Source organism: Mammaliicoccus sp. G-M28 (assembly GCF_022386595.1).
Lineage (GTDB): Bacteria > Bacillota > Bacilli > Staphylococcales > Staphylococcaceae > Mammaliicoccus > Mammaliicoccus fleurettii.
In genome coordinates, this window is sequence record NZ_JAJNIF010000002.1 from 275,163 (window position 1) to 297,904 (window position 22,742).

Annotated in this window: 24 protein-coding genes; 8 read left to right on the top strand and 16 right to left on the bottom strand. The window is 31.5% G+C overall.

Annotated features, from left to right (window positions below):
- Position 1: 1 nt before the first annotated feature.
- From LQ609_RS03220 to LQ609_RS03270, 11 genes are all read right to left on the bottom strand, one after another.
- A complete protein-coding gene (locus LQ609_RS03220) occupies positions 2-652 on the bottom strand; it encodes an HD domain-containing protein (RefSeq protein WP_016912676.1) in 651 nt (216 codons plus the stop codon).
- Positions 652-1,227 carry a TlpA family protein disulfide reductase gene (locus tag LQ609_RS03225; RefSeq protein ID WP_078357394.1) on the bottom strand — a complete coding sequence of 192 codons (576 nt, stop codon included), beginning with the start codon at positions 1,225-1,227 and terminating at the stop codon, positions 652-654. The genes LQ609_RS03220 and LQ609_RS03225 overlap by 1 nt, the downstream gene beginning before the upstream one ends.
- Before the next feature lie 124 nt (positions 1,228-1,351).
- Entirely contained in the window at positions 1,352-2,290 is a 939-nt protein-coding gene (locus LQ609_RS03230; protein WP_239734311.1) for a LysM peptidoglycan-binding domain-containing protein, read from the bottom strand.
- Positions 2,291-2,637: 347 nt separating this feature from the next.
- A complete protein-coding gene (cccB, locus tag LQ609_RS03235; RefSeq protein ID WP_078357392.1) occupies positions 2,638-2,958 on the bottom strand; it encodes a cytochrome c551 in 321 nt (106 codons plus the stop codon).
- 193 nt (positions 2,959-3,151) lie between these two features.
- A protein-coding gene (prfB, locus tag LQ609_RS03240) for a peptide chain release factor 2 (protein WP_107508982.1) occupies positions 3,152-4,262 on the bottom strand; the annotation gives its coding sequence in 2 pieces (ribosomal slippage) (positions 3,152-4,189 and positions 4,191-4,262; 1,110 coding nt in all).
- A 12-nt stretch (positions 4,263-4,274) separates the two neighbouring features.
- The gene (gene secA / locus LQ609_RS03245; protein WP_078357390.1) at positions 4,275-6,806 is read right to left on the bottom strand and encodes a preprotein translocase subunit SecA; all 2,532 of its coding nucleotides are present in this window, start codon (positions 6,804-6,806) and stop codon (positions 4,275-4,277) included.
- A 166-nt stretch (positions 6,807-6,972) separates the two neighbouring features.
- Positions 6,973-7,545, bottom strand: a complete 573-nt coding sequence (gene hpf, locus LQ609_RS03250) for a ribosome hibernation-promoting factor, HPF/YfiA family (protein ID WP_107508983.1) — start codon at positions 7,543-7,545, stop codon at positions 6,973-6,975.
- Positions 7,546-7,593: 48 nt separating this feature from the next.
- The gene (locus LQ609_RS03255; RefSeq protein ID WP_142918477.1) at positions 7,594-8,130 is read right to left on the bottom strand and encodes a ComF family protein; all 537 of its coding nucleotides are present in this window, start codon (positions 8,128-8,130) and stop codon (positions 7,594-7,596) included.
- Positions 8,131-8,273: 143 nt separating this feature from the next.
- Complete coding sequence (locus tag LQ609_RS03260) at positions 8,274-9,560, bottom strand: DEAD/DEAH box helicase family protein (protein ID WP_239734312.1); 1,287 nt, start codon at positions 9,558-9,560, stop codon at positions 8,274-8,276.
- A gap of 55 nt (positions 9,561-9,615) precedes the next feature.
- Positions 9,616-10,482: a fatty acid kinase binding subunit FakB1 gene (gene fakB1 / locus LQ609_RS03265; protein ID WP_078357387.1), complete on the bottom strand. Its 867-nt coding sequence runs from the start codon at positions 10,480-10,482 to the stop codon at positions 9,616-9,618.
- 73 nt (positions 10,483-10,555) lie between these two features.
- Complete coding sequence (locus LQ609_RS03270) at positions 10,556-11,071, bottom strand: hypothetical protein (protein ID WP_078357386.1); 516 nt, start codon at positions 11,069-11,071, stop codon at positions 10,556-10,558.
- A gap of 81 nt (positions 11,072-11,152) precedes the next feature.
- Between LQ609_RS03270 and LQ609_RS03275 the strand changes: the two genes are divergently transcribed.
- The gene (locus LQ609_RS03275) at positions 11,153-11,803 is read left to right on the top strand and encodes a YigZ family protein (RefSeq protein ID WP_078357385.1); all 651 of its coding nucleotides are present in this window, start codon (positions 11,153-11,155) and stop codon (positions 11,801-11,803) included.
- Positions 11,804-11,916: 113 nt separating this feature from the next.
- Here the strand turns inward: LQ609_RS03275 and LQ609_RS03280 are convergent, their stop codons facing one another.
- Positions 11,917-12,972 (bottom strand): glycosyltransferase family 4 protein, encoded by a 1,056-nt coding sequence (locus LQ609_RS03280; protein ID WP_078357384.1) that lies wholly within the window; start codon positions 12,970-12,972, stop codon positions 11,917-11,919.
- Positions 12,973-13,230: 258 nt separating this feature from the next.
- Between LQ609_RS03280 and gdpS the strand changes: the two genes are divergently transcribed.
- From gdpS to pepT, 4 genes are all read left to right on the top strand, one after another.
- Positions 13,231-14,301, top strand: a complete 1,071-nt coding sequence (gdpS, locus tag LQ609_RS03285) for a GGDEF domain-containing protein GdpS (protein WP_078357383.1) — start codon at positions 13,231-13,233, stop codon at positions 14,299-14,301.
- Between the two features lie 97 nt (positions 14,302-14,398).
- Positions 14,399-15,166 carry a threonine/serine exporter family protein gene (locus LQ609_RS03290; protein ID WP_078357382.1) on the top strand — a complete coding sequence of 256 codons (768 nt, stop codon included), beginning with the start codon at positions 14,399-14,401 and terminating at the stop codon, positions 15,164-15,166.
- A gap of 13 nt (positions 15,167-15,179) precedes the next feature.
- On the top strand, positions 15,180-15,644 hold the full coding sequence (locus LQ609_RS03295; protein WP_078357381.1) for a threonine/serine exporter family protein: 465 nt from the start codon (positions 15,180-15,182) through the stop codon (positions 15,642-15,644).
- 36 nt (positions 15,645-15,680) lie between these two features.
- Entirely contained in the window at positions 15,681-16,907 is a 1,227-nt protein-coding gene (gene pepT / locus LQ609_RS03300; protein WP_239734313.1) for a peptidase T, read from the top strand.
- Between the two features lie 70 nt (positions 16,908-16,977).
- Here pepT and LQ609_RS03305 read toward each other — a convergent pair whose 3' ends face one another.
- Together LQ609_RS03305 and ytxJ are read right to left on the bottom strand one after the other, a co-directional pair.
- Positions 16,978-18,099: a glycerate kinase gene (locus LQ609_RS03305; protein WP_078357379.1), complete on the bottom strand. Its 1,122-nt coding sequence runs from the start codon at positions 18,097-18,099 to the stop codon at positions 16,978-16,980.
- Positions 18,100-18,201: 102 nt separating this feature from the next.
- Positions 18,202-18,522, bottom strand: a complete 321-nt coding sequence (gene ytxJ, locus LQ609_RS03310; RefSeq protein WP_078357378.1) for a bacillithiol system redox-active protein YtxJ — start codon at positions 18,520-18,522, stop codon at positions 18,202-18,204.
- 164 nt (positions 18,523-18,686) lie between these two features.
- Here ytxJ and LQ609_RS03315 point away from each other — a divergent pair, with 164 nt between their 5' ends.
- The gene (locus LQ609_RS03315; RefSeq protein ID WP_239700461.1) at positions 18,687-18,923 is read left to right on the top strand and encodes a hypothetical protein; all 237 of its coding nucleotides are present in this window, start codon (positions 18,687-18,689) and stop codon (positions 18,921-18,923) included.
- Between the two features lie 35 nt (positions 18,924-18,958).
- On the opposite strand, the gene LQ609_RS03320 is transcribed toward LQ609_RS03315, so the two are convergent.
- The gene (locus tag LQ609_RS03320) at positions 18,959-19,846 is read right to left on the bottom strand and encodes an EMYY motif lipoprotein (RefSeq protein ID WP_078357376.1); all 888 of its coding nucleotides are present in this window, start codon (positions 19,844-19,846) and stop codon (positions 18,959-18,961) included.
- A 95-nt stretch (positions 19,847-19,941) separates the two neighbouring features.
- Here LQ609_RS03320 and LQ609_RS03325 point away from each other — a divergent pair, with 95 nt between their 5' ends.
- Both LQ609_RS03325 and murB read left to right on the top strand, forming a co-directional pair.
- The gene (locus LQ609_RS03325; RefSeq protein WP_078357375.1) at positions 19,942-20,463 is read left to right on the top strand and encodes a GrpB family protein; all 522 of its coding nucleotides are present in this window, start codon (positions 19,942-19,944) and stop codon (positions 20,461-20,463) included.
- A gap of 70 nt (positions 20,464-20,533) precedes the next feature.
- Positions 20,534-21,454, top strand: a complete 921-nt coding sequence (gene murB, locus LQ609_RS03330; RefSeq protein WP_078357374.1) for a UDP-N-acetylmuramate dehydrogenase — start codon at positions 20,534-20,536, stop codon at positions 21,452-21,454.
- Between the two features lie 228 nt (positions 21,455-21,682).
- Here the strand turns inward: murB and LQ609_RS03335 are convergent, their stop codons facing one another.
- Complete coding sequence (locus tag LQ609_RS03335; protein WP_078357373.1) at positions 21,683-22,723, bottom strand: ferrated catecholamine ABC transporter substrate-binding lipoprotein SstD; 1,041 nt, start codon at positions 22,721-22,723, stop codon at positions 21,683-21,685.
- Positions 22,724-22,742: the final 19 nt, after the last annotated feature.

The window sequence follows — 22,742 nt, forward strand, 5'->3', positions numbered from 1 at the left end:
ACTAACTCCTTTTTGTTTCACGTTTTTCAAGAATTGTCATTGTTATTTCTCTTAATTCCGAACGTGGAATAAATTTTTCTTGTAGCATATCAGGTATAATATGCTGTATAAAATCTTGTACAGATGACAAATGATCAAATTGCATAATCGTTTCTAATGAACTTTCATATATTTCAAAGAATAATGGTTCTGGGTTTCTTTTTTGTATCTCACCAAAAGATTCATATAATAAGTCGATTTTATCTGCAACACTAAGTATTTGCCCTTCTATACTATCATCCTTGCCTTCTTGCAATCTATGTCTATATATATCTTGATACTGCTCTGGAAATTCTTCAGTTATAAATTTATCTATCATTTCTTCCTCAACTTGAGAAAATAATTTTTTAATTTCATAAGAGGCATATTTAACAGGCGTTTTGATATCACCAGTAAATATTTCAGGATAGTCATGGTTCAATGCTTTTTCGTATACAAGCTTCCAGTCTATTTCTTGACCATTTTGTTCTTCAACTGTCGCCAAATATTGGGCGATTTTTGTTACTTTAAACGAGTGAGCTGCAACGTTATGGTCTTGATATTTAAATTTACCTGGACATCTCACTAATTTTTCCAAGTCAGATAAACTTTTAAAATATTGATGTACCCCCATTAATTTTCCTCCTTAACTTGTGTAACTAAGTTGTTCAGTGTCTTCTCAGATAATTCACCTAAATACACTTTTTTTATTTTGCCATTTTTATCTACGAATAATGTCGTAGGGATATTATATGATTTAAATTTCTTAAGAAAATCATCTTCTGCAATATAAACATTATAGTTTACATTTACATCATTAATTAATTGTTCAGCTGATTTACGTTTATCTTTTACGTTTAAACCAATCAGCTCGACACCATTTTCTTTATTTTTTGCATATTTAACAAGTTCAGGCATTTCTCTTTTACAAGGATCACACCAAGAAGCAAACAAATTAATAATAGTTATATCATTTTTAGAAGTAACTTCTTTTAAATTTGTAGCCTTTTGCGTTGTAAATTTCTTAACTGTTTCATCATTTACATTTAAACCTGTTGCAGGATGACTGTTTTGAAATGACTTCTTCCCTTGTTGTTCTTTAAACTGTTCTTTAGTTTGAAACTTATTAATATCAAGTACTTTATATACACTAATACCGATTAAGCTTATTAAAAATAATACTAGTATGATTTTTAACCATTTTTTCATGTTTTCAAACCTCAATACACTTATTTACGTTTATTATATCAACTATAGTTATAAAAAAAAGCAAATAGTTAAAATTCTTACATAGAATTAACTACTTGCTTGAAATATGATCTAATTTTAAAACCTAATGAATATAGTTATAAGCTCCTGCTGCTGATGCTGAAATTGTACGTGAAGACACAATACCAACACCTTGATAATTCATTTCAGAAACTTGGATAGATCCATCAGAATTCACTTTGTCAACATATGCAACGTGACCATATCCTCCAGCAGTTGACTGTAATATAGCCCCTGCAGATGGGTTATTATTTACAGTATAACCTGATTGAGCTGCTGCATTCGCCCAGTTATTTGCATTTCCCCAAGTGTTTCCAATATCAGGACGTTTACTAAATGCATAATAAGTACATTGACCTGAAGTATACAAGTTATTACCTCCACCTGAAGATGGTCTGCTGTATGATACTTGTTGTGTTTGTTGTGCTGGTTGTGCATCTTGTGTTGCTTGAGCATGTTGTGTTTGTTGTGCAGTTTGAGTTGAGTTATTTGAATTAAACGTTGGTACTTCATAAGCATGTGCATCTTCACTATTAAATACATTTTCATTTGAAGTTTGTTCAGATACATTTCTCAAGACAGTTTCTTCTTGTGATGATGCCTCTGGTGCATGAATTGTTAAACTAGTAGGTTGAGCTATCGCTTCTGAACCTTCTTGAGCTACTGATAATTTCTCTCCAACAATAATCAAATCAGAAGTCAAATTGTTCCATTCTTTTAATTCTGTAACAGATACATCAAATTTCTCAGCTATTGTATTAAGTGTATCGCCTTCTTGAATTGTATATATATTATCTTCTAACACTTTTAAGTTTTGTCCGACTGTAACATCGCCTGTGATATTGTTTAATGATTTAAGTTCTGAAATTGAAGTCCCGTATTCCTGTGCAATTGTTTCTAAAGTTTCTCCATCTTTAACTTTAATATCCGATGCAAATGCAGTAGTATTTGATAATGTAGTTAAAGCTGTGACTGACGCTAAAGTAATGAATGTCTTCTTCATGATGACATATCCTCCCGAGTTTTATATGATTTAATTTATATTTTTATTTTATAGGGTTACCCCCAACTAATACTGGAAATAATATATCATATAATCGAACCTCATTTTTCTTTGTTACAAATTCGTAATATAAACGTTACTGTCTGATAATTTTTCAGAAAAAATTGTTACTAAAGACTGTCATGAAAGTATTTAAAAGCGCACCATTAATTGTAAAAATACAATTAATGGTGCGCTTTTTTACTCTATTTATACATTTGAAAAGGTGATGATATTTATCTGAAAATTTTCCATTTCATATAAATAACACATCTAATATATTATTTATAAGGTTTAAATGAGTTGTATTATTTTTGTTCTGCCAACCATTTTGCTACTTCTTTAGCTTCTTTCTCATCTACAACTTTGCTCGGCATACTACCTTTACCTTCATTAATTATCTTTTCGATATCTGCTTCTGACATTTTAGCCCCAACTTTTTTTAATGAAGGACCAGAAGCACCATCAAGATCTTTACCATGACATCCAACACAAGAATTATTTTTAAAAATCTTTTCCCCTTTTGAACTATATTCCTCCGTCTTACTATCATCGTTTGATTGACCACAACCAGCAAAGATTAACGATGATAATGCCAATACAGAAATCATGCCCATTTTGATTTTCATGTATAACACTCCATTCAATATATTATCAAATATATTTTATCATGAAATTTAGTAATTAGGTATCCTTTTGTGCAAGAATTCACAATCAAAATCATGCATATATACGACACACCGCTCAATCCAGTCAGCTACTGCCAATACAATGAGTAGAGGCTGAGACAATTAAATTGTCCCAGCCTCATTCAACTCAATATTACTTTTCATCAATTTGACTTCTTAAATATGCATCAATGAAAGGTTCTATATCTCCATCCATCACTGCATTAGTGTTACCAGTTTCTTCATTAGTTCTATGATCTTTAACCATAGCGTATGGGTGGAATACGTATGAACGTATTTGACTGCCCCATCCAATTTCTTTTTGCTCCCCTCTAATTTCATCAAGGGCTGCAGCTTGTTCTTCAAGTTCTTTTTGGTAAAGTTTAGCTTTCAACATTTTCATCGCTTGTTCTCTATTTTTAATTTGAGATCTTTCGTTTTGACAAGTTACGACTATTCCTGTTGGTTGGTGTGTGATACGTACTGCAGAGTCAGTAGTGTTTACGTGCTGTCCACCTGCTCCTGATGCTCTATACGTATCAACTGTAATATCTTCAGAATTAACTTCAATTTCAATTTTTTCATTATTAAATTCAGGTGTAACATCACATGAAACGAAAGATGTATGTCTTCTTCCAGATGAATCAAATGGAGAAATTCTCACTAATCTATGAACACCTTTTTCAGCTTTTAAGTAGCCATATGCGTTATGTCCTTTAATTAGAATTGTAACACTCTTAATTCCAGCTTCATCGCCTGATTGGTAGTCTAATGTTTCAACTTTGAATCCTTTTTGTTCAGCAAATCGTTGATACATCCGAAGTAACATGGATCCCCAATCTTGTGATTCAGTTCCACCAGCTCCAGGATGTAGCTCTAAAATCGCATTATTTTCATCATGTTCTCCATTAAGCAATAATTTTAATTCAAATTGATCGATGTCTGATTTTAATGTTTTTAAATCTTGCTCTAAAATTTCATGCATATCTTCGTCATATTCTTCTTGAAGAAGTTCAACAGTAGTTAATAAATCATCCGTTTGTTGTTCTAATTTATGATAATCTCCTACTACTGATTTTAAAGCATTATTTTTATTAATAATATCTTGCGCCTTATTTTGATCGTCCCAAAAGCTCGGATCAACCATCATCTCTTCATATTCTTGAATGTTCGTCTCTTTATTTTCTAAGTCAAAGAGACCCCCTGATATTCATTAATTTTTCATTGTTTTTATTTAAAGTTTGTCTAATTTCCGTTAATTCCATAAGTTTACTCCTTTATGCTTGGCCGTGACAGTTTTTATATTTTTTTCCGCTTCCACATGGACACGGATCATTACGACCTACTTGTTCATCTTTAACGATAGGTTTAGGTTTGACTTTTTCTTTACCATCATTGGCACCTACGTGTTTAGCTTCGCCTATTTCAACTTGTTCACGTTCAACTTGTTCTCCGCGATCAATTGTTGACTTAAGAATATATTTACTTACTTCATCTTCAATTTCGTTCAACATCGTTTCAAATAAATCTAATCCTTCGTTTTGATATTCACGAAGTGGATTGATTTGGCCATAAGATCTTAAATGAATACCTGTACGTAATTGGTCCATCGTATCGATATGGTCTGTCCATTTACGGTCAATTGTTCTTAAAACAATCATGCGTTCAAATTCAGACATTTGGTCACCAAAGTCTTCTTGTTGTGCATCATATTGAGCCTTAATTTTTTCAAGAACAATTTCAATGATATCTTCATAATCTCTACCACGAATATCATCTGCTTTAATTGAATCTTGTTGTAAATAAGAATCATCGATAAATTGTACGAGTGCATCATAATCAATTTCTTCTTCATTATTTGATAAATGATAATTAACGCCACGTTCTAGAGATGATTTAATCATATCTTTCACAATATCTTGTACGTCTTCTTTTTCAATTATATCGTTACGTTCACCATAAATGATTTCACGTTGTTTTCTTAATACATCATCATATTCTAATAGTCGTTTACGAGCATCAAAGTTATTACCTTCAACACGTTTTTGAGCTGATTCAACTGCTCTAGAAACCATTTTAGATTCGATAGGTGTATCATCATTCATTCCTAATTTACCCATTAGTGATTGCATACGTTCAGAACCGAATCTGACCATTAATTCATCTTGTAGTGATAGGTAGAATCTACTTCGCCCAACGTCACCTTGACGACCAGAACGACCTCTTAGCTGATCATCGATACGTCTTGATTCATGTCGTTCTGTACCGATTACTGCTAGTCCACCTAATTCAACAACACCGTCTCCAAGTTTGATGTCTGTACCACGACCAGCCATGTTTGTTGCGATTGTAACTGCACCTTTTTGACCAGCATTTAAAATGATGTCTGCTTCACGTTCATGGTTTTTAGCATTCAATACATTATGCCTAACGCCTTTTTTCTTCAATAGTTGTGAAATATACTCACTTGTTTCTACAGCCACAGTACCTAATAATACAGGCTGTCCTTTTTTGTAAAATTCAATAACATCATTAACAACAGCATCGAATTTACCTTTTTGAGATGAAAAAATTAAATCCGCTTCATCTAGACGTTGGATCGGTCTATTTGTAGGTATTTGTGTAACTGTCATATTATAAATATTTCTAAATTCTTCTTCTTCCGTCTTAGCTGTACCAGTCATACCAGACAACTTATTGTACATTCTAAAGAAGTTTTGGAATGTAATAGAAGCCATTGTTTTAGATTCATTTTGAATTTCTAAACCTTCTTTAGCTTCAATTGCTTGGTGTAAACCGTCTGAGAATCGACGTCCAGGCATTGTACGACCAGTAAATTGGTCAACAATCATAATTTCGCCATCTTCAACAACATAATCTTTATCTTTAAACATCGTTCTGTTTGCTTTTAAAGCTATATTAATATGATGCATTAAGTTCACATTTTTAACGTCGAATAAATTATCTATTTTAAACATGCGTTCTGCTTTATCAATACCTTGCTCAGTTAATGTGATTGCTTTAGTCTTTTCATCATAAGTAAAGTCATCATCATCTTTAAGCATTTTTACAAACACGTTTGTTTGAGTATATAAAGTTGTTGATTTTTCAGCTTCACCAGAAATGATAAGTGGCGTTCTCGCTTCATCGATTAAAATTGAATCGACCTCATCAATGATTGCAAAGTTTAATGGTCTCATAACGCGGTCTTTTTTATAAGTAACCATGTTGTCTCTTAAATAATCGAACCCAAGCTCATTATTTGTACTATACGTAATATCTGATGCGTATGCTTCACGCTTTTGATCTGTATTCATTGAATTTAAATTCAGACCTACAGATAGTCCTAAGAAATTGTATAGTTGTGCCATTTCTTCACTTTGTGAACTTGATAAATATTCATTGACAGTAACAACATGAACACCTCTACCTGTTAATGCATTTAAATAAACAGGCATAGTTGCTGTTAATGTCTTACCTTCACCAGTTTTCATTTCAGAAATATCGCCACGATGAATCGCAATACCACCCATAATTTGCACTTTAAATGGTGTCATTTTGAATACTCTTGTAGACGCTTCTCTAACAATTGCATATGCTTCTGGTAGTAATTTTTCTAAATACTTTTCTTGCTTTTTATAATCTTCTATTTCAGCTAATTCTTTTTTAAATTGTTCTGTCTTTTCTCTTAATTGCTCATCTGTTAACTTAGCAATTTCATCTTCAAAATTAATGACTTGATTTGCTAACTTCTCGAGTGATTTTACTACTCGTTTATTACCATCAGCTATTTTTGATAAAAAACCCATTTTGTTCTCTCCTTCAACTAGGAAACTAGTAATCTTACAACAATATATCATAACACTTTTATATCACTTTTTATACTATTTAAGATTACCACCTCTGTAAATGAAAAGCTATTAATAGACAAAGAAACTGATGCAGAAATTCTGCACCAGTCCTTGTGTTCTTACTTTATTGTATAGAAGTTTCAATTAATCCATATTTTCCATCTTTACGTTTATAAACAATACTTGTTTCATCTGTTTCTGCATCTGTGAAAATGTAAAAATCATGTCCTAATAAATTCATTTGTAATACTGCTTCTTCAGAATCCATAGGTTTTAACGCAAATTGTTTAGAACGGATAATTTCAATTTCATTATCACTATCGTTATCTTCACTTTCTTCTGGTGATGATGCATCTACACTTGTTGCAAATACATCTTTATCTCGCCCTTTATCGCGATACTTTCTGTTGACCTTTGTTTTGTACTTACGCACTTGTCTTTCAAGTTTGTTTGTTATCAAGTCGATTCCAGCATATAAATCTTCATGTCTTTCCTCAGCTCTTAAAGTAACATCTTTCAACGGAATAGTTACTTCAACTTTACTGCGAGAATCCTGATAAGTTTTAATTTTAACATGAGCTATTGCCTCTGGGACATTAGTAAAGTATCTTTCAAGTTTACTTACTTTGTCCTCAATATAATTTCTTATCGGATCAGTCACTGTGATGTTTTCACCATGAATTTCAAATCTGATCATAAAGCACCGACTCCTTTAACGCTCTATTTCTCTTGTGTTTCTTCCTACTTATATTTTACCATTATTTCCCCCTCTTGCAAATGTTAAGGTATCTATTTTTCTGATTTTTCTAATAAATAAAAGTTCAGCTAATTGGTGAATTGTCAGCCCTGTTGTATAAATATCATCTACGAGTAAAATACATTTATTTTCTAATTCTATTTCTTGATTTATTCTAAATGGGTTGAGTTGTAAAGACCTTTGTTTTTTTGTTAAATCAGATTGTTTTTGTCTGAGTTCAGTCTCAAATATTTGTATATAATTTACATTTTGAATATCTAATACGAAAGTAACATGATCAAATGTTCTAGTTGCGAGTTTATTTGGATGAATTGGTGCAGGAATTATGTAGTCATACTGTTTCAAAATATTTTTAGGTAACTGAAATATTTGAGCAATTGCAACGTCTCCCATAAATTTGTATTGATGCATTAATTCTTTTATAAGTCCTTGGTAATCATATATCGTATAAAGTTGATTGATTAATTGATACCTATTGGATAACCAAAGACAATCTAGACATTCATTTTCCTCTGAAGAAAGCACTTTTAAACAACGTTTACAACGTCTATCATTGAGATTAAAGGTAAGTTGTGGCTCACAATTTTTACATATAGTAGATGTGGACGAAAAAAGATTCAATAAATTTATCTCTTCATTTATTGAATTTTGACATATAACACATTTCTTCATGTTATCCATCCTTTCTTACGTGCAAGACTATTCATTTTTAAGATTTCATTTTTTGCATGTAACATATTTTTCGTAATACCTTCGTGGTAGCAAACAACTTTTCCAGTAGGACATGATAATTTACGCCCCACCCGACCAGCTATTTGAATAATTGCACTGCTTGTAAATTTTTCAGTATGCACGATAACGACGTCTAAGTATTCAAGCGTGACACCTCTCTCTAAAATCGTCGTCGTAAACATGATGTCGATCTCATCATTTCTTAATAGGCTAACTTTTTCATGCCGCTCTGAATCAACACTTGAAACATACTCAATTTTTGAAAAGTAGTGTTCATACATATTAAATACTTTTTTCATGTAACTTATATCATGGAAAAACACAAAAGTTTTCCTTTTATCTTCTATTTGTTTCTTTAATAGTTTTAGCAATTTTTGATTTAATTTTGTTTCTTTTATCGCATTGAATTGAAATTCAGGAAGGGGTAAAGAATGACCGTGATATCTTGCTGGAAGTTTAATTATTTGAGAATCCGTAAATTTCGCTTGGAGTTGTTGATTTGGAGTTGCAGTTAAATAAATGTGACTTGCGTGAAGTGTAGATGCTTTATGAATCGTATGCATAAGTTGATTATCCATATCTAAAGGAAATGCATCAACTTCATCGACAATAACAACATCAAAATGACTATCATAACGCATTAATTGATGTACAGTTGCTACAACAAAAGTACTATTATATTGACCAAAATTGCCTTCATACATTAAATCGATTTGCTCATCTTTAAAAGCCTCTGCTAATCTTAAATATACTTCTTTAACAACATCGACTCTTGGAGAAACTACAGCAACGTTATCTCCATTTTGTCTAGCTACTGAAATACCTTCAAATATCATTTCTGTTTTGCCTGCACCAGTCACCGCATGAAGTAATAAATGTTCACTGTTTAATACCGCTTGTTTAATTTTGTCTGATGCATGTCTTTGCTGTTCACTAAGCTCAAAATTCAATCGATATTTACATAATGATTTCTGTCTCTCACTTTCAATGATATAAATAGCTTTGCAACTTTGAACTTTGCCTAGGTTTATACAGTATCTGCAATAAGTTGTTGTTGCATTACAATGATGACAATAATAATTAAAGAATAACGTTTGATCAGTGTTACCACATTGGTTACAAATATATTTTTCATGTACCTTTGAAACACCAGGTTTACTGACTTTTACTGTTTCCGTTGTTAAATTGTTTAAATCATGACATATTCGTCCATATAATTTCATCGTAACCTCCAATAAAAAAGCACAAAAAGCTTAAGCTTTTTGTGCTGTAGTTATTTTATATAGATAAATCTAATTCTGTCGTTGTAAATCCTAATCCTAATGCACCTTCACCTAAGTGTGTGCCAATTACTGGTCCGAAATAACTCAATATAACATTCGCTTCAGGAAACTTCTCTTCTATTTGTGCTTTCCAAGAAACTGCACTTTCTTTGTCATTAGCATGAATAATAACAATAGATAAGTTTTTGTAACCTTCCACTTCTGTAGCAATTTGTTCTTCGATACGTTTTATAGCTCTTTTCTTAGTTCTCACTTTGTCATATGGAACAATTTTAGTGTCCTCAAAGTGTAACAAAGGCTTAACTTGTAACATTGTACCTACTAAAGCCTGTGCACTGTTTAAACGTCCGCCTTTTTTCAAGTTGTTTAAATCATCAACTATGAAATAAGCGTTTGTCGTTTCTTTCATGCTTTCTAATTGTTCAAGTATATTATCTACAACTGTCATGCCTTGTTCTACAAGCTGAGCAGCTTTTAAAGCATAGAACCCTTGAACAGCACAAGAAATTTCAGAATCGAATGGATGAACTTGAATTCCATCAACCATAGCATTTGCTGTTACTGCACTTTGGAAAGTACCACTTATACCACTTGATAAGTGAACGGCTATTACATCTGTATAGCCATCTTCTTTTAAGCTTTCGAGCAACTCGACATATTCACCCATAGCAGGTTGAGAAGTTGTCGGCAATTGCGTTTCATTTCTCATTCTTTTATAAAAATCATCTGTCTTCAGTTCCGATAATTCTTTATATGTTTCATCATTAAAAATAACGTTTAGCGCGACTGTTTTAATTTGATATTTATCTAAATAAGCTTGATCTAAATATGCTGTTGAATCTGTTAGAACAGCAATTTTCATAAAGTTATCCTCCTTGATTCTCTTCCATATCAATCATATCTAATTCTCACTTATTTGAAAAGGAGTTTATTGACTAAATTGCATACGGTTCTACATGACTAATTTTGTAAGTATCGCCCTTTTTAATTAGTGTTACAGCTTCTTTAAAGGATTTCTTCTCTTCTTTACTACCATCTTTTGGATGTGCTGTTGTTTCTGTACTATAAAATACAACAACTTGGTCTTTTTTATCCTCTAAGAATTTAATATTGGATATCTTTTTATCAAACTTATAATTTTTAAGTGTATCTTTTAATACTTTTTCTTCTTCTTTAACATCAAGTTGTTTAGAATTTGAATCTATTGTTTTTATATATTCATCGACATTCCCTTCATTTAAAGACTTTCTATTTTGTTCTATCACTTCTTTTACTGCCTTTTCAGTCTTATCATTCACTTGAATTGTTTCTTTAGGATTTCCTTTTTCATCTATTTTTATACCATGTTTATCTCCTGCTTCATCAGTCGTTGGTTTCTCCTCTTCTTTTGAACCACAAGCCACTAACACTAACGATAACACTATACATAAAAGTAATAATTTATTCTTCAATTCATACAATCCTTTCCCGTCCATTTTTAATAGTATATAATATATCGTAACAGATTAAGATGTAAAGGGAGAAGTATAAACATGGCAGAAGGACTAATTACAATTAAATCAGCACATGAAACTGAGATTGTTATCAATAAATCAAGGTTTATTGCAAGTATATATCCTGCAGAAACAGAAGAAGAAGCTAAAGCGTTTATACAAAGCAAGAAAAAAGAACATCATGATGCCACTCACAATTGTTCAAGTTATATTATAGGTCCAACCATGCTTATACAAAAAGCCAATGATGACGGAGAACCATCAGGAACTGCTGGTGTACCAATGTTAGAAGTATTAAAAAAGCAGCAACTCCACAATGTCGTAGTCGTCGTTACAAGATATTTTGGTGGCATTAAATTAGGTGCCGGCGGACTTATTAGAGCATATGGTAGCGCAGTTAGCCAAGTCATTAAAGAAATAGGACGCATCATATTATTAGACGCTATTCCATTTGAAATCACACTCGATTACGATCAAACAGGACGCTTCGAACACGAATTACAACAAACAGATTATCAATTAGTCGACACATCATATACAGACAAAGTAACATATACAATTAACGTCATCGCATCAGAAGAAGACAACTTCATCTCTTTCTTAAATGAAGTTAATCAAGGAAAATATGACTTAACGAAACAAGATATGATTGCCTTACCATTTCCATATAATAAAGAAGAAGAACGCTAATCAAGGTTGTTTATATAGTCTAACAAGCAATACTCACAAAACTTGCCGTTAAAAACCTATATACTTATTTTTCCCGCGAAAAGCATGCGCATAAAAAAGAACGCTAATTTCTATTAGCGTTCTTTTTTATATTTTGTTCTTGTTAAAAAGTTAAGAATTGGTCTGTAATTTGCATTTATGAGACCTGTGAATTCTACGATTAACTCTATTGTAATTAAAATCATAATAAACATCATTAAGACGCCATATGGTGGTGATAAATAAAGTATCACACTCGATATACTAAATAGAATAGCTATCATATATATTAAGACGACAGTTTGTCTATGTGTATAACCTAAATCTAATAACTTATGATGTAAATGTGATTTATCTGCTTGTACGATGGATTGTCGATTATGTAATCTACGAATCACAGCGAATAACATATCAATAAATGGAACTGCAAGAATAACCATTGGGAAGAATAACGATATTAATGTAATATTTTTAAAACCTAATAACGATAAGACACCAATGATATACCCTAGAAGTAATGCCCCACTATCTCCTAAGAATATTTTTGCAGGGTGTGAATTAAATACTAGGAATCCTAATAAAGAACCTATTAATACACCACATATCATCATTATAAATATATTTTGTTGTAGTATTGCGATAAATCCTATCGTTATTAAAGCTATACAAGATATTCCTGACGCTAATCCGTCTAACCCATCAATTAAGTTAATTGCATTCATAACTGCAACTACCCAAAATATTGTCATTGGAATACTGAATATACCAAATTCTATTACTATACCAAAAGGTAGTGTAATAAAATCAAGCGTTACATGGTTTAAGACTACAATTAAAGAAACTGCAATCTGTCCAGCAAGTTTAACAAGTGGTTTCATATCATAAAGATCATCAACTAAACCAATTAAATATATAACAATTGCACCTAATATAATAGGAATTGTTTCATGTTCAACAGGTTTTCCCCACCATAATCCGATAAGAAAAGATAATAAAATGACTGATCCGCCTAATACAGATACTGGTTTAGTATGAACTTTTCTAACATTTGGCATATCAACTGCACCAATTTTTTTTGAAAGAACAATGACTAAAGGTGTTAGTATTAAACTTACAATCATGGTTAGTAATATTAGTTGCAAAGTAAACATGGATTCACCTTCATTTTTAAATTGAAGCATTATTTTAATTTATATATTACTTTTAGAATATCAAAGTTTTATTCTACATGCTATAAAAACAATAGTATACCACATTTTTTAGTAGGAAGAATTTTAAAGCATAACAGAACATTATATCGTTCATGTGAAAAAAGAAACTTTTTTAACAAAATATCCTATTATATCGTGACAAAAGCCACCTAATAGATTACAATATCATATGGCTTACTAAAAGAAGGATGGTGTTAAATGATACAAGCAATTATATTTAATATATCAGTGACTATTGCAGCATTTTATCTATACCATCGAATGCAATATAACGAAACAAGAACAGTGACTTTTTCTCAAAATTATATCACCCTTTTAATGACAGGTGTTTCTATATTATTAGTATCAAATCCTATACAATATCATGAATATGTTATTACTTTAAGTTTTATTCCAATTCTCTTCTTAGGAAGGTTTACTAATTTATTTTATTCTGTTTTAAGTGCAGGTGTTGTATTACTTGTTGACATGTTCGCATTTGGAACACCATTTTTAGATAATCTGCATTTGCTTATTATAGCAGTTGTAGTTGGTGTGATTGGTCCATTTCTTAAACAAAGTGATTTCGTTAGTATTCAATTATTATATTTGATAAGCATCATTATTATAGCTATAACGCTTATCTTTTTAAATCCAGACTCATGGCTAAATGAGTGGTTGTTTCTTGTACCCGTTTCCTTTATTCTTAGTATTATAAGTGCAAGTGTTTATCGAGACATTTGGATATTGAAAAATTTAATTTCAAGATATGAAAACGAAGAATCAGTAGATTATTTAACAGGATTAGGAAATGTTAAAGAATTTGATCGTTATTTAAACAAGACTACAGAACAAATTACTGAAAATGATCAATCTATGGCTTTATTATTAATTGATATAGATGGCTTTAAAAATGTAAATGATGCATATAGTCATAAAGCTGGAGACGCTGTTCTTAAACAAATGTCACAGTTATTGATAAATTATTTACCAAAAGATGTTAAGGCTTTTCGTAACGGTGGAGAAGAATTTTCGATTATAATTGTTGGTGAGACGTTAGACAGTGCGATTAAATTAGCTGAAAGCATTCGTGATAGTGTTCAACAGTCTACGTTCCATTTACCAAATAAAGAAACGATAAAGTTATCTGTTTCTATTGGCGTAGGTTACTTAAGTGAACAAGACAACAAATCTAAACGTCGTGTCTTCAAAGATGCCGATGATATGTTACATGAAGCAAAATTACAAGGTCAAAACAAAGTAATGTTCAATCCAATTATTAAATTATAAAATGAACATAGAATTGCCTATAGCAATTCTATGTTTTTTGTTGGAAAGTTTTTATTATATGTATTAACATTAATTCAATGTGAAACTGGAGGTTAATATGGAAGAGATACAAGACTTCACTATTATAGATGAAAATAAAATAATTGATGTTGTCATGACAGCTGGTCGAATACTTTTAGAGAGTGGCGCTGAGACGTATAGAGTTGAAGATACAATGGCAAGAATCGCAACAAGCTATGGCTTAGAAAACACACATAGCTTCGTAACTTCTACTGCTATTATCTTTTCTCTTAACGACAGAACAAACACTCGTCTAATAAGAATAGATGAACGTACAACAGATTTAGAAAAAATTTCATTAACGAATCAAATCTCACGAAAAATAGCGAATAATGAATTATCGATAGACGAAGCTAAATCGGAACTCATACATTTGCATCATGCTTCATTGCAGTTTCCTTTTTGGTTAAAAGTATTAGCTGCAGCGATTGCTTCAGCTTGTTTCTTACCTATGTTTGGTGGTAAACAAGCTGAAGTGATTCCATCATTTATAGCTGGTGGTACAGGATATTTAACTATGTCTATTGTTCATAACACAATTAGAATTAAATTCTTTACTGAGTTCATAAGTTCATTGATTATCGCTACAATTGCAACCATAAGTGTTAATTTCTTTATAGGCGTAAATTTAAGCTTAATAACAATTGCTTCAGTAATGCCTCTAGTACCTGGTGTACTTATTACAAATGCAATTCGAGATTTAATGGCTGGTCAACTGCTTGCAGGTATTTCAAAAGGCGTTGAAGCGGCACTAACGGCTTTTGCTATCGGTGCTGGTGTTGCAATCGTGTTATTACTAAGTTAAGGAGGTGCTTTAAATGTTAGATTATATATATCAAATTTTATTAAGTTTTACAGCAACGTTATTTTTCTCTGTCATTTTCAATGCACCTAAGAGACTTTTAATAGCTTGCGGTATCGTTGGCGCAATGGGTTGGATGATTTACACAATTTCGTTAGATTTTGGTATAGATAAAGTACAAGCTTCATTTTATGGTAGCTTTGCATTAGCTTTAATGAGTCATATTATGAGCCGTTATTACAAACGACCAATGATCATATTTATAGTAGCCGGTATTATTCCTCTTGTACCAGGTGGTCTAGCATATGACGCTACTAAAAATTTAGTTATAAATAATTATGACGTTGCAATCAATACAACGTTACAAGCTACATTGATTTCTGGTGCTATCGCATTTGGTATTTTATGTTCAGAAATCATCTTCCAAATCTATGTTCGTTCAAAGCATTCTTTTGCTTCTAGGAAACAAAAGAGCGTATAATAAATACGTAAATAGAAGTAAAAAGGAGCGAGCAATTTGAAACAACGTCTAATTGATCGATTAGAAAGATATGTAAGAATAGATACACAAGCTGATCCATCTAGCCAAACTACACCATCTACTGAGAAGCAATGGGACTTAATTAATCTGCTTCAAGAAGAAATAAAAGCATTAAACCTTGAAGTAGATGTAGATGATAAAGGTTATTTAATGGCAACACTTCCATCAAATACCGATAAAAAGGTTCCAACTATAGGTTTATTAGCTCATATCGATACTTCTCCAGACTATAACGCATCAAATGTTAAACCTTTAATAGTCGAAAAATACGACGGTCAAGATATACAATTAGGAAATTCAGATAAAATACTTAGTCCAAAAACATTTCCACAATTAAACAAAGTAATTGGACATACTTTGATGACGACAGATGGTACATCTTTACTTGGTGCAGATGATAAAGCAGGTGTCGTTGAAATTATGGAAGCCATTATTTATTTGAATGAACATCCTGAAATTAAACATGGTGACATTAGATTTAGTTTTACACCAGATGAAGAAATAGGCAAAGGTCCACATAACTTTGATGTTGAACGATTTAATGCAGATTTTGCTTATACATTAGACGGCAGTCTTGAAGGTGAATTACAATTTGAAAGTTTTAATGCTGCAGCTGCAATAGTAGAAGTGAATGGCGTCAATGTTCATCCAGGCTCAGCTAAAGATGTTATGGTTAACGCTAATACTTTAGCCATGGCTTTTAATGATCAACTTCCTAATCATGAAGTACCAGAACAAACGGATGGATACGAAGGTTTTTACCATTTAACAGATATGTCTGGCACAGTTGAAAAAGCAACACTTCAATATATTATTCGTGATCATGATAAAGCACAATTCGAACGAAGAAAAAATCATTTATTAGATATAGCCAAAATTTTAAATCATAAATATGATAGTGAATTGATTAATGTAACGATCCATGATCAATATTTCAATATGGGTGAAAAAATCAAGCCACATCCTGAGCTTGTTGACATACCAGAGAAAGTTATCAAGTCATTAGATATAACGCCTATCATTGAACCAATAAGAGGCGGAACTGACGGCTCACAATTATCGTATATGGGCTTACCAACGCCAAACTTATTTACAGGCGGAGCAAACTTCCATGGACCATTTGAATATGCTTCAATAGATGTCATGAAAAAAGCAGTCCACACAATTATCGGTATCGTTTCTGAATTTGAAAAGCAATCATAATAAATCAAAAAACCATGCATACCTGTTAAGACTTACTTAACGGCTATGCATGGTTTTTTTAATCTTTTAATTATAACGATGATTTTAGTAATCTAAGTGACTGCGTTGTTAAATGTCTCAAGGCAATGCCCATTTCTAAATCACTCATCGTATATTGGTCTTTATTAAATACTTTAAACATTGCAGTAACATCTTGTTCTAAATATTGATCGAATTTTTCATCTGTTGCACATATCGCAATATTTATTTTTTGATGTTTTTTACATAATTCTGCTATTCTCACTGAAGTTGTCTCCAACAATTGTTGATTAGGTTGTAAACCTTCACCAAATACAATTAAATCTGCTTGCTCTATTAATTGATCTAAATACGTAAGCTCATTGACTACATCCCCACCAGTAACAAGTTGGGCATCCCATAAACTATTAAATAAAGCAGCTAATCCGCTTCCTGATCCGCCTCTTTCTTCTTTACCTAATAATATTTTATGCTGACTTTTAAATAATTCGCTGATATACCACAATGCATTATCGATTGAAACAGCATCGTCTTTAGCAATTTGATTTAATTCTTGCTCTTTCATAATTCGGCTGTCTTTACCATAGTATTTAGATTCAAAGTCTGTAATGACTTTAATATTTTTATCTTTTAATCTTTTATCTAAATCATATAAATCAATTGTTCTAATATATTTCATCCATTTAGCGCCTTTACTAACATCTACTAAAGCGCCTTCTGCGTCATAGAATTTAGCACCTAACGCTTGTAACATACCAAGCCCACCATCATAACTTGCTACATTCCCTACTGATATCAACATTTCTTTGCTTTCTTCATTCAGTGCTTCTAAAATGACTTCACCTAATCCATACGAACTTGTATTAAGTGGACTAATGATTTCTTCACTTGAAGATAGTATATCCCCTGCTTCTATAACTGTTATATTCTGTTCAGTCACTACATATACAGATGATTTCGGTCTCATATATGCATCATGATGATCTACTGAATATTTTGTTCCGGATTGCCATAATAATACTGAATCTATAACTTCTCTTTGCCCATTAAATAATGGAACTTGTACAATATCCGCTTCATTAAATTGAGACTTTATTGCTTCTTCGACAAATCGATTTGCATGGTAACTAGATAAAATACTATCAAACTCATCCATCGCAACTAATACTCTCATAATTTTCACCTCATGCTTTTTATCATAATTCATTATACTGTTTTTTTACACATTTAACAAAAAAACAAACAGTCTTTTTTGACTGTTTGCTTATTATCAATATTACTCTTCTGCTTTCGATAAACTTGCTACTGTGATATTTTCATGACTCGCATCCCATTCAGCATTCCCATTTACAAAGTAAAATGCTTGTGGCGATTCATGTTTGACTCCAGTTTTGTCAGCTATATAATCAGACAATTCTCTTTCTTCTTGAACAATTAAATAATAACCATCCATGTCTCTTTCATATAAGAATTTGTTAAATTGATCATATGCACTTGCTGAAATAGGACAAGTACCGCTATGTTTCATAACAAATACGTTTGGATTATCATTGAGTACTTTTTCAAATTGATCGATGGAAGTTAATTTCACGACCATTTTAATTCACCTCTATCATAATTTAACCAATACAATTGAACACTATATCATCTATCCATTTATATGGCAAATTCTATTTTTAATAATTGGCTTTATTATCTTTACCCTTAAACTATAATATTAACCACAAGACAATTTTGGTATACTAGTTATATATTAAGGAGGTGCCAGTTTTGTCCAAAGATGCTAAACCCACACTTATTAAAAGATGGGGCATGATTGATACGATTAATGCATGTTTACTTATTATTTCTATACTGTTTTTATTTGATTTTACAAATCAACCTGCATTATCGTTTATTCTTATAATCGCATTTTCTATTTGGTTCGTATCATTAGTAGGCAAAAACATATATTTATCAAAGAATCGTAAAAATGAAGATACCATAAATAAAAAATGAAGAAAACACACCAAAATTAATGTATTTGGTGTGTTTTATTTATCTAACCTTTCGATTGCTTTGTCATACTTTTCATCTTTACCTAGATAAGTAAATTGAGCATTCATACCGTTTGATACTTGTATTTTTTGAAGTTTATCTTCAATTACAATCCCTTTTTTACGTTCTTTATAATAATTAATGAGCGTATAATATACCTCTATTTGAGCTTGTCTCATTTGATTAACTCTTTTAGATGAGATATTCGTTTGATTTAATGATTTAACATTTTTAGAAAACAATGGAATAATTTCACTCTCAATATAATCTGCTCTATCTTGAACATTCTGAGTTTCATTTAAATATTTTGCTTTACTACTTAACTCTTCACTGTTTTTATCAATAACTGAAACGAGTGCTTCATAATCTTCTTTTTCTTCTGCATTATTTTTGGCTAGCTTTGCATTTTTCTCTGCATCAGATTTATTTTGTTCAAAAACACTTGTATATTCTAATATTTTTTCATTAGACTCAATAGATTTTTTGAACAATGAAATATATTCATTTAATTCTGTTATTGTTTTTTCTTTCTTTGCTACGTTACTCACATATATATTATGAGCATCTTTAACATCATTTGTCTTTGCATCTATATTTTCAGCTTGTTTTTTTAGATCTTTGACTTCAGGTATTATCTGCTTTTCAAGCTTATTTTGAAGTTCATCCAACTCTTTACGCTTCTCAACTGTTACTTCCGTGCCAATAAGTTGATCTAACCGGTTTAAGTTTAATTTATCTATATCATTAAGAATTGAATTTTCTTTTTTATAAATAGGTTTCATATCCTTTTTATAATTTTGAAGATCTGAATGTAATTCATTACCACAAGCTGCAATAATAAAGACAAGAACAAACATCATTAAATAAAGTAATTTAATTTTCATCATTGCACCTCTGTTTCACTTGTATTATACCTAATTTCATGGATAATTAAAATGTTATATTGTATATTCAATTATGATTAAAGAAAGGAGTCTTTATGTTAAAACTTCCTCAACCTTTTATTCAACTAAAGTCAACTGATGATTTTAAACTAAATTTTGAAAGAATTCAACATTTATTAATTCATTTATTAGATACACCTGTTTTAGATGTTTACCATATAGGTGGGACAAAGCAAACGAATTATTCTACTGAGCCAATAGTTGATGTCCTTGTAACTGTAAAATCTTTACATGACATTACTAGCTTAGATGAAAAAAGACTGAACTATCACCGTATATATCGATTACATAATGGCTATAACAAAAAAGTTATGATGGCTCAATTTGAAGATTTGATCAGCTTAAAACAAATTACGCGTTTACATATTCTTGAACAAAACAACCAAATGCTTTATGATTATTTAACTGTAGAGTCACTTTTAACAAATGATAAAAATATTATACAAACTTATGACTCATTTAAATTAGCAGCACTACATAGCTCATTTAGCATTAAAGACTATGAAAATCAAAAACAAAAATGGTTTCAACAATTATTAAATGAGCATAAAAATTAACCTATTCGCTTAAGATTATAAATCTTGATATAATAGTAATATGAGCACAATATAGAAAGGACGTCGTACGTTGGACAATCATACAATTTTGGAGGCGTTATCTACTTTCCTCCCTAAATCACTTATAAAAGTGAACGAGCCACTAAAAAAATATACATTCACTAAAACAGGCGGTAAAGCTGACTTTTATTTATCACCAACTTCACATATTGAAGTTCAAAAAATTATAGAGTTTGCATATAACAATCAAATCCCTCTCACATTTTTAGGAAATGGATCTAACATCATCATTCGAGATGGTGGTATAAGAGGTATCGTAATAAGCTTATTACAATTCAACGAAATAACCGTTAATAATCAAACAATTACTTGTGGAAGTGGCGCAGCTATAATAGATGTATCAAGACGTGCTAGAGATCATCATTTAACAGGACTAGAATTTGCTTGTGGTATACCAGGTTCTGTTGGTGGTGCAGTTTATATGAATGCTGGTGCATATGGTGGCGAAGTGAAAGATTGTATAGATCACATTAAAGCTGTTGATGACACAGGCCGATTACATGTAATTAAAGGTGAAGACTTAGAATTAGACTACCGTACAAGTATCGTTCAACGTAAACATTTAGTTGTATTAGAAGCAACATTTAAATTAAAAGACGGTGACATTAATTCAATCCAAGCTACGATGGATGACTTAACACAACGTCGTGAAGATAAACAACCATTAGAATATCCTTCATGTGGAAGTGTATTCCAAAGACCTCCTAATCATTTTGCAGGCAAACTTATTCAAGATGCAGATTTACAAGGTCATAGAATCGGCGGAGTAGAAGTTTCTACAAAACATGCCGGATTTATAGTGAATGTAGATAACGGTACTGCTACAGACTATGAAAATATAATAAAACATGTACAAAATGTAGTAAAAGAAAAATTCGACATAGAATTAAAAAGAGAAGTAAGAATTATAGGAGAACAGTTAGAAGATTAAAAGTGCTTTATTTTTTGTATAAGAATGGATATTTTGTCACGATTTTGTAAAGTGCTGACGCCTGAGGGAATAGTATGCGTGAGAGACTACAGGCTAGAACCATACCCTAGGCAAGCATGCACGTACAAAATCGTAGATTTTATAAATAAAGAAAAAAGAGCTAATCCGAAAATATGGATTAGCTCTTTTTATTTGAGAATGGGTATTTATGTGCCAGCCTCTTTTTATTTATTCTAAACCTTTAATTACTTCGTCTACTTGTTTTTCAGTTGTTCTTACGCCACCTGAAGCTAAGTACCATAATTGTGGATCAACATTAACTACTTTTTTATCTTTAATTGCCTTTACATCTTTAATGACATCGTTTGATAATGCTTTGTTTGAGCTTTCTTTACCACCGATTGCTTTACCTCTATCCATTGCGTAAATAATGTCTGGATTCTTCTCAGTTACATATTCATAACTGATTGGTTGACCGTGACCACTTGATTTAATATTTTTATCAACTGGTTTAACGCCTAGTACATCATAAATTAAGCTACCAAATCTAGCACCAGGTCCATATGTAGATAGTTCACCTTCGTTAACTAGTAAGTACATTGCTTTGTCATCTGATTTTTCAGCTTTTTCTTTTGCTGTTTTTACTTTCTTATCTAAACCAGCAATTAATTCTTTTGCTTTATCTTCTTTATCAAAGATTTTACCTAAATTAGTTGTATTTTGTTCCACTGATTTTAATAAGTTTTTATCATCAGCGCCAACGTATAATCTAGCTGCATCTGGAGCTGCTTTTTTCAATTCATCTTGTACTTCTGTACCTGCTGTACGACCAGAGAATAAGATTAAATCTGGTTGAATTTCAGCAATCTTGTCATAATTCACTTCTTTTACTGAACCTGTGTTCACAACGTCATCGCCTTTAAACGTGTCTAAGAATCCAGGTAATGACGCGCCATTTTCCCCTTTTGGCACACCTTTAACTGCATCTTTAGCACCTAAAGCTTCTACTGTATCTAAAGCACCATAATCTAATACGACTACTTTTTTAGGATTTACTGGTACTTTTACTTTTTCTTCAATTTTTTTAGAGTCACTGCCGTCTTTTTTCTCGCCACTAACTTCATATTTCGATTGAATTTCTATAGTTTGAGAACCACTTTTAGTATCATCTTTTGATGACTTTTCGTCTTTGCTGTTTGAGTTACTTCCACAAGCTACAAGCACTACTGATAACAAGCTAATTATAATAAAACCAAATACTTTCTTCATAGTTCATGATTCTCCTTCT